This is a genomic window from Nostoc sp. FACHB-888 (assembly GCF_014696655.1).
Lineage (GTDB): Bacteria > Cyanobacteriota > Cyanobacteriia > Cyanobacteriales > Nostocaceae > Nostoc.
Genome location: NZ_JACJQM010000003.1, coordinates 68819 through 86083, shown reverse-complemented (window position 1 = coordinate 86083; position 17265 = coordinate 68819). Strand labels below are relative to the sequence as shown.

The following is a 17265-nucleotide window of genomic DNA, read 5'->3' as shown; positions in this document are numbered from 1 at the left end:
TGGAAGCTTTAAGAACAAGAAGCCGCAGGATCAATATAAGCTCCGTTCGCATTGATTCTGGCACAGCGTAATTTTTTAATGTAGGGGTCTTCTACAGATAACTCGCTATAAACTTCACTACGGTTAGTGCCGGGTGTCACAAAGCGTCGAGATACTGGACCGGCTGTTTGATATTGCAAGGCAACATCATAACCCCATAAACGGGTTGGTGGTTTAAAGTATTTAGTCTCTTCAGCAGTAGCAGTAGTTGCATCACCAGGTTCCCACGCTTCTTGATCAAACACTCCTGTACCTTGATTGCTGAATCTTAATTGGATAAAAGCTCCCGACATGAACAGCTTCACGGTGTCTTGCCAGTTTTCCAGCATACGCGGGAACGTATGAAAGCCTCCATAGGACTGACCTGCTCTAGAGGGAATGATACTTTGAACGATAATCGCATTTACCCTAGTTTGATTAGCAATACCAAGACATTTTCTGTTATCGGGGCAACCAGTAGGATCTACCTGAGAGAATTTTAGGTAACTGTCATTGCCGTCGATGGTTTTAAGTTCGTATTCCTTTCCTCCATCATACTTAGGTTTACCATTCGCAGAAATTTGAATTGGAGATGTGCTGTCAGAGGAATCTTCTCGATCCCAAGATGTTCCACTAGGAGTTAAGCCCGATAATGCTACCCTAGGACGATTTTGGTTGAGGTAAGAGGTGTATCTAGCAGATGTAGCGCAACCATACTTACTTAAAATTGAGTCTGAAGGATTAGTTCCAGCATAGATAATCCCATCTTCTATACTGCCTGCACAGAATTGGTTGGACAGAATATTGATATCATCGCCCAGTACTTCTGTAGGCCGCCAAGTATCTGATGTTGGTTGGGCAAATCTATCATCCTTTGTGCTTCTATCATAAAAATTACCCCAATCTTCGGCAAGCTTACCCTGGTTGTTATCACCTCTGAACTCTTCCAATAAATTAGCAGTAGTACCATCAGTGCTGTGGAGATTAAAGTCTCCCTGGATATAAACAGAGTTATTAGAAACAAATGACATACCAGCAGTGCTATCCCCTCTATTTAAGCTAGAGCCATTTTTTAACCGGAACCCATAAGGACGACGGTCTGGATCTGGAAGAAAGTCTACAGGTTTGATACTCATGCCATTAACAGTATTTAAAGGTGGGTCACTCTCAGAACCAGGAACAGCATTCATGGCGGTTCCTACTGGTCTAGCGATCGCATCTTCCCTTACTGCATCTTCTCGAAAGGCGTAGAATATACCATTGGGGGGGGGCGCATTAGGATTAGTGGCGGTGTTATCGTTTATTGGTAGCAATTTATCACCAGCTGGAGCATCTGTATTTCGCAGCAGGTTGAGATCAACATCTAATACCCGCACACTCATCATCTCCCGACCGTTAAACAGGGCAGAATCTTTAAAGGCGACTTTATAGTATGTCGTAGTAGGTGTACCACTTGTTGAATCAACAAACTTAATTAGGTTGTTGAAATTTGTGGTGTTGTTATTGGGTAAGTTACTGCCAGTACCAACACTACTAGTAACATTAGTTTGGGGAGTGACCCAAGTTGATGCTGTCTTTGGTTGTGTGGCAATGGTTTGTAAGTCATCATCAGTCACAACTTGATAGCGGTTAGGCGTAGATATATCTGGATTAACTGCGGTGATGTACGCGTTACTACTACGATCTAATTTATCTGCTTCTTCATTATGAGTCTCCAATGGGAAGAGATAATATAAAACTGGGTATTTGGAGCCAGAAGGACACAGCTTTTGTAGTCCGTTTTGTTGATTTACCGAACCACCACCAGAGCTTCCAGAGCTAGTAACAAATGTACTATTTGTACAAGCACTTCCTCCCGTAGTAGAAACGCGATCGCGTTTTGTCTGTTCCTTAAGGACAACTAGCTTTGCCAATCTCACATATTCAACATATTTGGCTTTGTCTGCGGCACTAAGAGTTGGATCATTCTGCTTATCTTCCAACATTTTGATTACCTGGGCGGTGTTATTACCTGGAAAACCACCACCTTTGATAGCTTCATCTAGATCGTCCAACAACTTCGTCGTTGAATCCGTAGTGTCCCAGTTATCGTTGTAATTATATTGAGTGACAAAGCTCATGTTGTAGGCTAACATCCCTAACATACAACTTGCTGTATCTATATAAGATTTATCTGCAATAGTTCTTGAACCACTGGGAACAGCAAGCGCCCGCCGCAGATTAGAAAAATCCCCAAAAGTTGTCGTCATTTGTGGATATGGGTGGGTAACTGTTTGTCCAGTTACTGCCTGTGATGATGCAGAATCCTGCCTGGGTGGGAAAGCGCCGTAAGGATCTCCGCCCAAATATGCCAGATTTCGTAGCGCTTTCCCTAGAACAGGGCCATCAGGATCAGCAGATGGAAAACTAAACTCCCAACCATTAGTACCTCTGCCTGAGAAAAAGTCAGTAAAAATAGGGGTATCGTCTATTAAGTTTGTGGTTACAACTCCTGTAATTGGATCAGTCGTGTTTACCCTGCGTTTATACTTAATCTTTTCAAAAGTCGAACTGCGCTTCAGGGTTTCTGCCGTTCCTGGGTGAACCGTAGTTGCTAAACAAGCTAAAGGAGTCAATCCACCCCCAGTTTTGTAGTGATAAACAGCAGTAGCTTGCACCGCAGCCAAATTATCTTTTTGGGTACGACGTTGAAGAAACTCATGCTTTCTCCCCATTCCAGTAGGTGTAACTGAGCTTGTAGGCAGTTCATTTTTTATTAATTCCAGCCTTTGTCCCACAACAACTCGTAAACCCCCTGTTACTGCGCGTCTTTCCCAATAGCCATCTAAACCTAAAGCTTCAGGGTTTTTTACATCTGGGGGAGCATTTCTGGTGAGAGCATCGTAATTACTTCCTGCATTACTTATAGTAATTGCATCACCTACCTTATTCGCAACAGGTATTTTGATTGCACTTACACTAATAGGCTTACCATCATAAGTAGGGTTCGGCCCATAAAGGTTATCAGCCCGATAGGTATCATCTAGATAAGGCGGAGTAGTTTCTTCATTAAAAACTCTTTTCTTTAGTACTAGAGAACTGTCTTTCCAAGTAGTATTTCTGTAAGTTGTATTTGTTAAATCAGTAGCCCTAGATTTAAATACCTCTTCCGTCAATAGAGCTACTGGATCAACGGCCATTTGAGCAGGTGTCGCATTTCCATTAACGGAATCCACTGCGTTAGAGTTATGCGTTGCAGAATCACTGGAACCGAATGCTTGATTTTGGGTTGGAGCATTTCCATTACCATTAAATAAGTCAAATGTTGACGAACCCCCAAACTGCTGGGCATTACTAGCGACTGATTTATCTAATCTACCTGCAACTATCTGACCTTGAAAAGTTGTTGTTCCTGATATATCCCTATAACTACTAACTGTGACTTTAGAATCACTAGCTGAAGTATTTACACAGGAAGAAGTAGAGCTAATTAGGTAAGACTTAAAAGGATTACCGTACGGACCAAAGAACATATTTGCATCACTATGCATTGCTCCATTCCAACGAAATGTAGGACTTTGAGCTACTTCGAGGTCATAGCGGAAGTAAGCTCCCCATTTATTACCTTTATCGACTTGTCTATCTTGTTGTAACTCTAGTGTAGTTACAGATCTACCTGGACTACTTGCTTTGTCAACAACAAAAGCGTTAACTTGAAAAGTTTTAGCTAAAGTTGCAGAATTAATCGGTTCCCAATCTTTTTCATTAGCTGCTAATTGAACTGCACCACCACAATTCTGTGCAGTAGATTGGCTGGTGTTGATTGGACCGTTGCGAACAACAAGATAAGGTGCTTTCGTAGCCGCAGCATTTTTTACCTCAGCCAAAGTAGTAGTACCAGCTGCGTTGGTTACTTGCTTCTTAAAAATAATTGAATAGGCGATAGTTTTATTATCTTCGGTAAAGTACCATCCCACACCAGGTTTAGCAGGAGTGCTAGAATCATTAAAATTTGAGAGGCGTGTCTCACCAGGGAATGTATAAATATCATTTCCACTGGCTGGTGCGTTAAGAAGGGTTTCTATAGTACCATCTGATACTACACCAGCCGGCAAACGAGGATCTTGCCTAAAAAGGTACTCTAATTTTGATTTAGCTCTGTCTACGGCTGGTGTGGCTGCATTGTAAATAACCTGTTGTTCACGTTCGCTAATAACCTGACTGGTACGGTTGAAAGTGCGAAAGATTATAGCTGTGACTACCAAAGTTACGATCAACAACAGCATAACGGTTGTTGGCAGCACAAACCCACCTTGGTGTCGCTGGAAATTCACACGTAAAACACGCGCTAACCAACGAATAGCTGATATTTTTAAAGCTTTTTGTAATTTAATAACTTGCCGCAGAAAGCGGATAAATGCTCTGATGTATTTGCGCTTAGTCATAGGTGCATTCTTAAAACCAAAGAAGTTTGGCCAAAGACCCAACACATCTCGGTTAATAGAGTTAAACTCTTGCATATCTCCCCAACCCTTCTTATTAACAAAGGTGGGGGATCTAGCTTTAACTGAAAAGTCTTGGACAAAGACCTGTACTTTTACGATGAAATTTTATTTCAGTAATGGCATTGGGCTTTACCCAATCCATACTGATAAGCTAAGGTTACCCACTTAGTTTGCAAAAACTATCAACGTCAATTACAAAAAATATATAAAATTTTTATACATCTTTAGAGTGCATTATAAATGCGTCCTAAATTCCTCAAAAGGATGTTTACACGATTAGTAAAAAACTCAGGCTTTAATGAAGGTGCTTAGTGCGGCGGCGGAGTGGAAAACGAACTGCAAAGCCTTTATTTACCTGTGTGTCAGTTAGTTCACATTTATCAAACATAGCATCTTCAGATATAATTGAATATTTTACAGAAACTGAACAGGCAGTGATAAAGTAAGCGCTTACCATTATTTGCCTATGTAACAAAAATTTAAAGCATGAATTCATCAGCAATACTTGACTTTTAGCAAAATTAATGGTTTAAGTATTTTCCTGCATGATTATACTGGCAGCCCTTGTGAATGTGGCATGAGATAAGGCAAAGCGTTAATTCTTGCAATTATCTGGGTAATATAAATTTGAGGGTCAAAACTTTATCTTTACTTGTTCCTCAAGCAGCCCGCTTTATAAACCATTCCATTATCCAAAGCAGAAACTCACAAATAGAAAAAACTTAAGTCAATACACTGACGCCTTGTTGCTAGAATGCTGTTGCTGTTAACCCAGATTTGCACGAGATTGCTGAACATGACTACATTAACTGATTTTACTGTAGCCATTTGTACCTACAATGGCGAAAAGCGTTTGCCTGAAGTTTTGGAACTGTTGCGAACCCAAGTTAACATCCCATATCTTCGCTGGGAAGTTATTGTCATCGATAACAACAGTACAGATAACACCAGCAAGATTGTTCAAGAATATCAAGCAAATTGGTCAATTACTAATCCGCTCATTTATTACTTTGAACCACAACAAGGTGCAGCCTTCGCGAGGAAACGGGCTATTCGTGAAAGTCATGCTGAACTGATTGGCTTTCTTGATGACGACAACTTGCCAGCATTAGATTGGGTTGCAGCAGCTTATGCTTTTGCACAAGAGTACCCGAAAGCTGGTGCCTATGGTAGTCAAATTCACCCTAGTTTCGAGGTAAAACCACCAGAAAATTTTCATCGAATAGCTCCATTTTTAGCAATTACAGAACGTGGCTCACAGCCTCTTTTGTATGAACCGCGCAAAAAATTGCTGCCCCCTTCAGCTGGACTTGTTGTACGTAAACAAGCTTGGCTAAAGAGTGTTCCTATAGATTGTGTCCTAACAGGAAGGGTAACAGGGAATATGTTGACCAGTGAAGATTTAGAAGTATTATCATATATCCAAAAAGCAGGCTGGGAAATTTGGTATACCCCTACAATGGAAGTGAATCATAAAATACCTAGTTGGCGCTTACAAAAAGACTACTTAATTCCATTTTTTCGTGGAATTGGACTCAGCCGCCATGTCACTCGCATGATCAGTATTAAGCCTTGGCTTATACCGTTGGCGATAATTGCTTATATGACCAATGACATACGTAAAATTATTGTTCACCTGCTTAAATATCGCACCCAAGTTAAGACTGACCTAGTAGCAGCTTGTGAGATGCAACTAATATTAAGTAGTCTGTTCAGCCCTATTTACTTGTGGAAAAACCGATATTTAAACCAGAATTCAAAATGGATTTAATCGACTTAACAGTAGTTATTCCAACCTATAATGGCGAGGTTCGTTTACCCATAGTCTTAGATAAACTGCTTCATCAGATAGGAGTAGAAAATCTTAATTGGGAAATTATTGTTGTTGATAATAATAGTACAGATGGTACAGCCAAGGTTGTTCGCAACTACCAAGAAAGCTGGTGTCATCCATTTGCCTTGAAATATATTTTTGAAGCTGAACAAGGGGCAGCATTTGCAAGAGCGAAAGGCATTTTGGAAGCAAGAGGGGAAATTGTCGGTTTTTTAGATGATGATAATTTACCTGAAGATAATTGGATCATGGAAGCTTATAAATTTGCACAAGAGTATCCTCAAGCAGGAGCATGGGCTAGCCAAATTCATGGTAATTTTGAAGTAAAACCGCCAGAGCATTTAAAACCAATTTTATTTTATCTTGCGATTACTGAAAGGGGTAAAAATCCTCATATATACGAACCTGGCAAGCAAGGCTTTCCTCCTTCGGCTGGATTGGTTGTACGCAGAAATGTCTGGAGAGATAATGTTCCTATTCGCCTTTTTTTAGTTGGTAGAGTCGGTTCATCTATGTTAGGGAGTGAAGATGCTGAATCTTTACTATATATTCATCAAGCTGGGTGGAAGATTTGGTATAACCCAAAAATGGTAATAGCTCACATTATCCCATCTTGGAGATTAGAACCTAATTATTTATTTTCTCTGATGTATGGGGTTGGTTTAGCTCGCTATTACTTGCGTATGAAGCTACTTAAAAGTTGGCAAAGACCCTTTGCTTTTTTATTGTATTTTATTAACGATATACGCAAAGTAATATCGCATTTTCTTTTATATCGGAAAATCTTCAAAAGCGATATTGTTGCGGCCTGTGAAATGGAAAGACTAACTGCTACTGTTATCAGTCCTTTCTATTTGTGTAAAATAGCTTTTCAAAAAAAATTAACATCTTTAAAATGATTACCATTGGTAACTATGTTATAAAGCAATTACTAAGCTAATCTAATAAGTTTGTTTGAGTATATTTTATTTTACGACTTCTTATGCATATTATTGTTTTGGAAAATGAAGTAAGCTCCCTGCGCGGTGGACAAGAGTTAAGCCTATTTGATGTTTGCTTTGGTCTATATAAACGTGGACACTCTATCACTTTAGTTTATGTAACAGAAGGCAACTTACTTAAGGAATATCAGTTTTTTTGTACTAATACAATAAAAATTAATGGTTTTAGAATCGAACGAAAAAAAATAATTGATTCACTACACAAGTTTTTTATAGATATAAGAAAAATAAAAACCCTTAAAGATAGCGTAGTATATAGTAACCAATACCATAATAGTTTTTTTGCTTATACATTAGCTGTATCCAAGAATATACCATTTGTTTGCCATCTTCGCTTACCGCCACCAGAAATCAAAAAGCTTGGTTTCCAGTGGGGTATTGGGATGCACGGTGCAAAACACTTAATTGCCGTTTCTAGCCAGACTAAAATAGATTGGATAAAGCAAGGTTTTAAAGAAGATAAAATTGACGTTGTATACAACGGAATTAATATTGAAAAATTCCAACCATCAGTCCATATACCAATTACTAAAAAGGAATGGGGTATTTCTGACGATGTAGAAATTGTCTCTTACATTGGAAGATTAGATAAGGAAAAGGGACTCGAAACACTAATTAGAGGTTTTTCTTTATTCCTCAAAACTCACAAAAGTGCCAAGTTATTGATTGCTGGTAAACCATTATGTCATACAGAAGAATATAAAAAATCTCTAGAATATCTGGTATCTGAACTGGACATAGCAAACTCTGTTAAATTTCTTAGTCATCTAACTAATCCTGTTCCTCTTTATCAAATAAGTGATGTGACAGTTTTAACTAGTTTACATTCTGAACCATTTGGCAGAACAATTATTGAATCAATGGCATGTGGAACTCCTGTGGTAGCTAGTCGTACTGGTGGAATACCTGAAATCTTGACAGGAGAGTTTCAAGCCCTTCTCTGTGAACCGGGAAATGTACAAGATTTAGCAGATACTTTGAATTCTGTATTTAAATGGAAAAATTTAGATCCTCACTTAAGTACGAAATGTAGGAAACATATATTACATAATTTTAATGTAGACAAAATGGTTGATGGTATTGAAAAAATTCTATTAAATTATCAAACATAAAGGTTAATTAATATGCAAATAAATAAACCAAAAATTTCAGTAATCATCCCTACTTATAATCGCAAACACTATTTAGAAAGAGCCATAAATAGTGTTTTGAATCAAACATATACTGATTACGAATTAATTGTAGTTGATGATGCCTCAACTGATGGAACTAAAACTTTTATTGCGGAAAAATATCCTGACGTTTGCTGCGTTAGTTTATCAACAAATTCAGGTGCTAGTGGAGCAAGGAATGAGGGTATTCACCTTGCAAGAGGCAGCTTTATAGCTTTCTTGGATTCTGATGACGAATGGTTACCTAAGTATTTAGAAACCCAAATTCAATATATTGAAAATAGCACTGATAATGTAATAGTTTTCTGTGGGTGTATCCACCAAATGCTAGATGGGAAAATCGAAAAGTTCAGTTGTCAGCCCTGGCTAGCATATCCCGATTTAACTTATCATCTATTGTCTGAAAACTTTATATTGACAGCATCAATTGTAGTAGTAAGTAAAAAAGCTTTAGATAAGGCAGGCTATTTTAATGAAAGCCTCAAAATTTGCCAAGATAAAGAGCTATTTTTACGATTATTTTGTTTAGGTAATGCCGTTCACGTTCCTTACTATTTGGTAACTAAATATTCCCATTCTAGTAATCTTACAGGAGATTATAAACTATGGGCAAAAGAGACATTTGATCTATTGGATATATTTTTTGCTAATAATTTGAGTCTGCCTTATAAGCACTTCGAAATTGAAACTAGAAGTCACAATGCTATGAGATTAGCAAGAATACTATGGGTTGAAAAGAAGAAATTTTTATTTGCAATACAAATGTTGCTGAAGGCCTTTATAATTTCACCAAGGTATATAAGCCAACATTTGAGGAAAAAATTGGTTAAGACTACTGCATAGTTTATTTTGCTGTATATTATCGAGTTTTACATTTTTTTACCTGAGTTAAAATTAACTCTTACTTTACATTTTTACGACTTGTTTAATTCCCCTTTTCCGTTGTGGAGAAGGGGAAAAGGGGAAGGTTACGCGCTAAAGTATTTTGCTAGTGGGTGGTAAGCAATAATTGCAGTGGTAGATTGTTCTGGATAAAGTTGTTCACTTTCATCCATGTACAAGTTAATCCTGTCAGTCTGCAATAACTCCAGTTGCTTGTATTGGTCTTGGATATTTGGGCAAGCGGGATACCCAAAGCTATACCGTGAACCACGATAGCGTTGTGCTAATATATCCCGAATATTGTCGGGTTCCTCAGCAGTAAAGCCTAACTCTCGGCGAATTCTGGCGTGTGTCCACTCAGCCACAGCCTCCGCTACCTGTACCGCCATACCGTGAAAATACAGATAATCAGTGTATTGGTTGGCAGAAAATAGCTTTTGGGCGAACTCTGTCGCAATCTCGCCTACAGTTACGGCCTGCATTGGGAAGACATCAATAATTCCCGATTCTTTTGATGCAAAGAAATCTGCTATGCACAGCCGTCTTAAAGACTTCTGTCTGGGAAACTCAAAAGTTGCAACCTGTTGTGATTGGTTCTCTGAGTCATATATATGTAGAGAATTCCCTTCAGACTGACAAGGGAAATACCCATAAATCACCTGGGGATGCAACAGATTTTCTTCAAGAATCCGCTGTTTCCAAGTTTCTAAAATTGGGTACACTTTCTCAGCCAAGAAAGCCTGATATTCTTCTTTAGATTGCTCTTTTGGTTTGCGGAATTGCCACTGTCCAGCAACTAAAGCTTGTAAATCTAAGTGCCAGAATATTTCCTCGATGGGAATATCACTAGGCTGCAATAACTTCGTTCCCCAGAAAGGCGGTGTGGGACGTTCAATATCTACAGCCACAGCTTCGGAACGTCTTGTATCAACTTTTTTTGGTTCAGCAGACGTTTCTTCAGCAGTCTTAGTTTTTGGTTCTTTGTGACCATTAGTCGAAACTTCAGCAGTTTCAACTTCGTTTAAAAATCCCTGCAAATCTTCCCAGTTACCAGTAGCCTTTGCTGGCATTAATTTATCCATGAAGTGCAAGTCAGAAAAGGCATCTTTGCCATAAACAACTTTACCTTTATAGGTATTTTGGCAATCTTCATAGACAAACTTGGGAGTCAGCGCCGCACCGCCTAAAATTACGGGGACACTAATTCCCTTTTCGTTGAATACCTCCAAGTTTTCTTTCATGAAGGCGGTGGATTTCACCAACAAACCACTCATGGCTATACAATCAGCTTTGTGCTGTTCGTAAGCGTTGATGATATTTTCCACCGGCTGCTTAATTCCCAGGTTAATTACTTTATAGCCGTTGTTGGATAAGATAATATCCACCAAGTTTTTACCAATGTCGTGGACATCACCTTTAACTGTGGCAATGATAAAGGTTCCCTTGGCATTGTTACCTGATTCTGATTTTTCCATGAACGGTTCTAGAAACGCAACCGCCGCTTTCATGGTTTCCGCAGATTGCAAGACGAAGGGTAGCTGCATTTGTCCAGAACCGAATAATTCCCCGACAACTTTCATACCATCTAGCAGGAAAGTGTTGATAATTTCCAAGGGGGGATGTTCTTCTAAGGCTTTTTTCAGATGTTCTTCTAAGCCAATCCGTTCGCCGTCGATGATGTGGCGTTTTAGACGTTCTGGGATGGGGAGACTTTCATCTAAGGAGCGATCGCGCTTAGTTGTTACTCCGGCAAACGCTGTGGTAAGCTCTCCCAAGGGATCGTAAACGCAAACATCACCCTCAAACTTCCGCTCATCATAAATCAACTGACGACAGATTTCTTGATGGCGTTCATCAATCTTCGAGAGCGGTAAAATCTTGTTAGCGCTAACAATCGCTGCATCCATTCCCGCCGTCGTCGCTTCGTGCAAAAACACCGAGTTCAGTACCATCCGCGAGGCTGGATTCAAACCAAAGGAAATATTGGAAACACCCAAAATCACATGACATCCAGGCAATTCTTGACGAATGCGCCGGATGGATTCAATTGTGGCTTTACCGTTTTCTCGGTCTTCTTCAATCCCAGTGGAAATGGGTAACGCTAGGGTATCAAAGAATATTTCTGTGGGTGGTATGCCGTATTCTACAGCTTGACGGTATGCGCGTTGGGCGATCGCAAACTTTTTGTCTGCTGTCCGCGCCATCCCATCTTCATCGATAGTACCAATGACTACACCAGCACCGTATTTTTTCGCTAAATCCAGCACCTTCAAAAAGCGCGGTTCGCCGTCTTCGTAGTTGGTGGAGTTCAGCAAACACTTACCACCGGCAACCTTTAAACCCGCCTCCATCTTTTCCCATTCGGTGGAGTCAAGCATTAACGGCAATGTCACATTATTAACAATGCGCGAAACTAATTCGTGCATATCCCGCACGCCGTCGCGTCCCACATAATCGACGTTGACATCAAGGATGTGTGCGCCTTCTTTTACTTGCGCCCTCGCCATTGAAACGAGTCCATCCCAATCTTCCGCATTTAGCAAATCACGGCATTTCTTGGAACCACTGGCGTTGAGACGTTCGCCAACAATCAAGAAGGAATTATCTTGATCGTAAGGCTGAGTGGTGTAAATTGATGCTGCTGCTGGTTCTAAACTTGGATGCCTAACTTTTGGCTTTAATCCTTTAGCTACTTCTGCCAATTGTTGAATGTGTTCTGGACGTGTCCCACAGCAACCCCCAATCACTTGGACACCCAAATCTTCAACAAAATGCATCAATGACATCCGTAATTCCAACGGTGTTAAGCGGTAATGCGCTTGACCGCCGACGTTCTCAGGTAAACCCGCGTTGGGTATACAGGAAACGATGAAAGGTGAATGTTCTGCCAGATACTTAATATGTGGTTTCATCAAGTCTGGGCCAGTGGCGCAATTTAGACCGAGAATATCAATTGGATAAGGTTCCAAAATTGTCAGCACAGCACTGATTTCTGAACCAACCAACATTGTGCCCATGCTTTCCATTGTCACAGACACCATCAACGGCCGGCGATCGCCTTTTTTGGCAAACACCTCTTCAATGGCATTCAGCGCCGCCTTAATTTGCAGCACATCCTGGCAAGTTTCCACCAGGAATAAATCGACACCACCATCCCACAGCGCCTCTGCTTGTTCAGCAAAAGTAGCTTTCATGGTGTCAAAGTCAATATGTCCCAAGGTAGGAAGTTTTGTTGTGGGGCCGATGGAACCTGCCACAAACCGGGGTTTTTCTGGCGTGGAAAATTCCGCAGCTACACGTTTCGCCAATTCTGCGGCTGCCTTGCTGAGGTAGTAGGCTTGGTCTGCCAAGTCATATTCTGCCAGCACCAGAGACGTACTGCCAAAGGTATCCGTTTCAATAACATCAGCACCAGCAGCGAGAAAGTCGCGGTGAACCTTAGCCACAGCTTCGGGTTTGGTGTGGACTAAGTATTCGTTACAACCTTCATACTGTGGGCCACCGAAGTCTTCAGCAGTGAGGTTTTGGGTTTGTAAGTTGGTTCCCATTGCCCCGTCGAAGACGAGGACTGGGCTATCTGGACTACGCAGGCGTTCAAGGAAAGGATGAGTCATTTTTTCCTAGAAGAAATGAGGATATCAAGTGAGTTTTCTGATACTCGACTTACTTTATTATTTTCCAAAATTATGATATTTTCGGCATTTTTTTAATAAAGTCTGTTTTGCTGAAACTCATCATTGGCTCATGTTGACCTGATTTCTCAAGGTTGGCGACGACAGAATCAATATTTCAGCGTGCTACCTCAAACTGGCCAACTTGAGAGGTTGTTTGAAAAGTCCCAAAGTCTACTAATAACCTCTCCCCGAAAGGTCAAGAGGCTTTGATTCCTGCTCCCCAACTCTAGTAGGGAAGGGGTTGGGGGTTAGGTCTGAGAGTAAAGTTGCACACGGCGTTGATTCTACACATAGTCAGATGAAATATTGCCGTCAAGTTTCTTATCTTGGAATCACAACTTAGAGTTGTCACTCCGTTCAGCTCAAAGATGGGAAAAATACTAGGAGTATTACTTGAGTCCTACTATGGATTTAATTTCTTTGTTTAATCTAAATACATTTATTGAATTATTACTAGGGATTAGTTTGAGCGCGGCAGCTGGCTTCAGAGTATTTGTACCACTGCTAGCATTGAGTGTGGCTTCAGTTTTTGGACATTTAGATTTGCCGACTAACTTTGATTGGGTGGAAACCCCTCAAGCTGTAATTGTATTTGCAGTGGCTTGTTCGCTAGAAATTATCGGTTATTACATTCCTTGGTTGGATCATCTGCTGGATATTGTTGCCACACCTGCGGCATTTATCGCCGGGACAATCGTCACAGCATCTGTTGCTCCAGAGATGAATCCACTGGCGCAATGGACGTTAGCTTTAGTTGCTGGTGGTGGAACCGCAGGATTAACTCAGGGATTAACAAATATATTGCGGATAAGTTCTACTGGCGTTTCAGGTGGATTAACCAATCCAGTTGTGTCAACTATTGAGTTGGTCATCGCAATCGGACTGTCTGTGCTGGCGCTAGCTTTCCCAGTGGTAGCAGGAGTGATTGTGATTGGTTTTCTAATAATAGCTATTCAAAGAATCTGGAATTTCTTCTTGAGTAAACCATCTTCTCAAACTAACGAAACCGTTTCTCCATCAAGAGAATTGGGATAAGTACTTATGGATTTGTTTTAGAACTGCGTAGGCGTAGCCTGTCGTAGACATCGCTATTATAAAGCGATCGCAGTCTTCGGGTGTGTTAGCGCGAAAGCGTAGCGCACCCTTTGAACTCCGTAAATGAACCTTTTACATTCGCCGACGAACCTTTTATATTCGTGAATGAACCTTTTATATTCGCCGACGAACCTTTTATATTCGTGAATGAACCTTTTATATTCGCCGACGAGCCTTTTATATTCGTGAATGAACCTTTTATATTCGCCGACGAACCTTTTATATTCGTGAATGAACCTTTTATATTCGTCAATAAGTGAATGTTGTTGCGAGGTTAGCGATGTCTACGACGGGCTACGCCTACGCACTCAGCTAATTTAAACATTACAGCCGTTTTTATGCACATGAACACACTAATCCAGTCTCTAATGCTTAGTTGCGATATACTACCTTAGTAAATATCGCTACAAAGTTGGTGAGGTTTGCAGGTGACAAACGAAGAACTGTTACAAGTTATTGAAAAAGCTGCCAGGAAAAAGGCAACGGTGCTATACCTCAATGACAATCAACTCAGCAGCCTGCCGCCAGAAATCAGCCAACTCTCCAGCCTGACAACGCTATACCTCTCTAACAATCCATTAACCTCGCCACCACCTGAAATTGTCGAGCAGGGAACACAGGCGGTTTTAACATATCTGCGAGAAAGGTTAGAGGGCAGTCAACGGCAGTGGATTTCTAAACTGCTAGTCGTCGGTGAAGGAGGTGTGGGTAAAACATCCTTATTAAGAGCATTGCGCGGTGAAGAGTTCGACACCCAGGAATCCACCACCCACGGTATTGAAATTAAATCCCTGGAATTAACCCATCCCACGCAAGCTGTCACCATGCAGCTGAACACCTGGGACTTTGGGGGACAGGAAATCTATCACGCTACCCATCAATTCTTCCTCACAAACCGCTCTCTATTTTTACTCGCCTGGAATGCCCGACTGGGATTTGAGCAAGGTAAACTCTACTACTGGCTAGATACTATCAAAGCCTTAGCCCCGGAATCTCCGATTTTACTCGTCGCCACCCACATCGATGAGCGAGATGCCGATCTTCCCCTAACTGAGTTACGCCGCAAATACCCCCAGATTATCGAACATTGTAAAATTAGCTCTAAAAGCAGCAATGGCATTGAAGAATTGCGGCAAAGAGTCGCAGAATCAGCCGCTAATTTGCCCTTGATGGGTGAAATCTGGCCTACCACCTGGCTAAATGCTGCCAATGCCATCCGCACTCAGCCAAAAAAACAAATCACACCGCAACAATTGTGGGACATCATGGCTGAGTTCCAAGTTGCTGATATAAGCAAGGAAGTGCTGGCGCGATGGCTGCATGAATTAGGCGAAATTCTCTACTTCCAAGACAACGAAGAACTTAACGATATCGTTATCCTCAAGCCCCAGTGGGTAACTGAATATATCAGCAAAGTTTTGGAAAGCGAAGACGTAATCAAGCGTTGTGGTATTTTTAGCCGTCAGGAAATGGATCGACTATGGCACGACTTAGAGCGATATATGCGCGACCACTTCCTGCGCCTGATGGAGCGTTTTGACCTTTCCTACCCCATTCCCGAAAGCCAGGATCTCAGTCTGGTTGTGGAACGTTTGCCTTTCGACCCGCCTAATTATGAACACAAATGGCAGCAAATTAAACAAACAGGCGAGTGCAACGAAATTTCGATGAAATTTCAACTCAATACCATTCCTGCCGGTATTCCCACTTGGTTTATTGCGCGTCAACACCGCTTCACAACTGGCATTCATTGGCGTAACGGTGTCTTATTTGCTTATGAGCAGGAACATTTAGCATTAGTGGAAGCTGTTAAAAGCGATCGCTATTTGCAATTAACAGTCCGAGGAGCATACCCCCAGAATTTCTTTGCATTGCTCAAAGATGGTATTGAGCTAACTCTGGCGAGGTTTCCTGGATTGCAGATTCAACGTTTTATTCCCTGTCCTGGTCACAGAGGGGAAGCATGTATTCACCTTTTCAACTATGCAAATTTAGAGAAAGCTATTACTAGACATCCACCAATTATAGATATGCAATGCCAGGAAAGTTTTGAAAGTGTTGCAGTGTCATCTCTACTTTTCGGATTGGATTGGCGTACAGAGGATAAAGTGCTGTCACGTATTGACCAGTTAGAAAAAACAGTTGTTGACACAGTTGTTGGTGGACAGGAAGCAATTCTTGATCAACTCAACAATATCAGGGAATTTATGCAGCGGGAATTTACCAATGCATTCCGCCGCGAACAAGCAAAAATCGATTCTCGTTGTCCCAATGTCTTTGTTCTGCGTCCCCGTGGCGATAAAGCTTGGCAAAAGAATCTAACTGGACAGAAATTAGATTTACAACTCTATTGCCAAGCACCAGGCTGTTGGCATCCCACCCAAGAAGGCGGTTTATATGAAATAAATGAACCTGCCAAATGGTTGAGAGTAACTGCACCTTATATTGGTAACTTATTCAAAGTCTTAAAATATGCTGCACCGATAATTGGCCCTTGGCTGGGTGTGGTAGACCCCAAAGAATATGAAACGCTATTTAAAAATGACTTAGAACTATTTAAAGAACTAGCAGCAAAATTACCTGAACTCAAAGAATCTGAAGATTTAGAATTAGCAGACAAAATTGCTAGAGGTGAAGATTTAGATCCAGAACGCGCCGATGGTGCTGCTTTGCGTGCCTTGCGTCAACTTTTAGAAGAAGAAGATCCCCAGCAGCACTGGGGTGGCTTAAAGAACGTCTTGACTCCAGAGGGACATTACCTGTGGCTATGCGAACACCACGCAGCAGAGTATAAACGCTAAGTATTTTAGATTTATACTCGTGAATGAGTGAATGTTATTTTAAGGGTTGCGATGTCTACGACGGGCTACGCCTACGCACTCAAATAATTTGACCATTCAAAGCGATCGCACCCAACTAATTGGAATATCAAAGCCGACTCACAGATATTGCCTCTACCCAGATCAATCCTTTTATTTCTTAACTTGACACCAATGGAGAGACGCCCACCCCACAAGAAGTAGTTGAGTATTTTTTTTGGAAGTTTTTTGAGAACCGCTATATATTCAAGTTCACTACAAAATTGTACTCAACAGTACCTTTTTT

At 41.0% G+C, this 17265-nt stretch carries 8 protein-coding genes; 6 read left to right on the top strand and 2 right to left on the bottom strand.

Features of this window, described 5'->3' with window-relative positions:
- Positions 1-8: 8 nt before the first annotated feature.
- On the bottom strand, positions 9-4517 hold the full coding sequence (hpsA, locus tag H6G26_RS02955) for a hormogonium polysaccharide biosynthesis protein HpsA (protein WP_206757528.1): 4509 nt from the start codon (positions 4515-4517) through the stop codon (positions 9-11).
- Positions 4518-5298: 781 nt separating this feature from the next.
- Between hpsA and hpsE (H6G26_RS02950) the strand changes: the two genes are divergently transcribed.
- The 4 genes from hpsE (H6G26_RS02950) to H6G26_RS02935 all read left to right on the top strand — a co-directional run bounded on the left by hpsE (H6G26_RS02950) (position 5299) and on the right by H6G26_RS02935 (position 9352).
- Positions 5299-6273: a hormogonium polysaccharide biosynthesis glycosyltransferase HpsE gene (gene hpsE, locus H6G26_RS02950; protein WP_190727851.1), complete on the top strand. Its 975-nt coding sequence runs from the start codon at positions 5299-5301 to the stop codon at positions 6271-6273.
- Complete coding sequence (gene hpsE, locus H6G26_RS02945) at positions 6264-7235, top strand: hormogonium polysaccharide biosynthesis glycosyltransferase HpsE (protein ID WP_190727850.1); 972 nt, start codon at positions 6264-6266, stop codon at positions 7233-7235. Before hpsE (H6G26_RS02950) ends, hpsE (H6G26_RS02945) begins: the two co-directional genes overlap by 10 nt.
- A gap of 83 nt (positions 7236-7318) precedes the next feature.
- The gene (locus tag H6G26_RS02940; RefSeq protein ID WP_190727849.1) at positions 7319-8449 is read left to right on the top strand and encodes a glycosyltransferase family 4 protein; all 1131 of its coding nucleotides are present in this window, start codon (positions 7319-7321) and stop codon (positions 8447-8449) included.
- Positions 8450-8461: 12 nt separating this feature from the next.
- The gene (locus H6G26_RS02935) at positions 8462-9352 is read left to right on the top strand and encodes a glycosyltransferase family A protein (protein ID WP_190727848.1); all 891 of its coding nucleotides are present in this window, start codon (positions 8462-8464) and stop codon (positions 9350-9352) included.
- A gap of 125 nt (positions 9353-9477) precedes the next feature.
- Here the strand turns inward: H6G26_RS02935 and metH are convergent, their stop codons facing one another.
- Positions 9478-13005 carry a methionine synthase gene (metH, locus tag H6G26_RS02930; protein ID WP_190727847.1) on the bottom strand — a complete coding sequence of 1176 codons (3528 nt, stop codon included), beginning with the start codon at positions 13003-13005 and terminating at the stop codon, positions 9478-9480.
- Positions 13006-13470: 465 nt separating this feature from the next.
- On the opposite strand from metH, the gene H6G26_RS02925 reads away from it, so the two are divergent.
- Entirely contained in the window at positions 13471-14100 is a 630-nt protein-coding gene (locus H6G26_RS02925; RefSeq protein ID WP_190727846.1) for a DUF4126 domain-containing protein, read from the top strand.
- 488 nt (positions 14101-14588) lie between these two features.
- On the top strand, positions 14589-16961 hold the full coding sequence (locus H6G26_RS02920; protein WP_190727845.1) for a COR domain-containing protein: 2373 nt from the start codon (positions 14589-14591) through the stop codon (positions 16959-16961).
- The last annotated feature ends 304 nt before the right edge of the window (positions 16962-17265 follow it).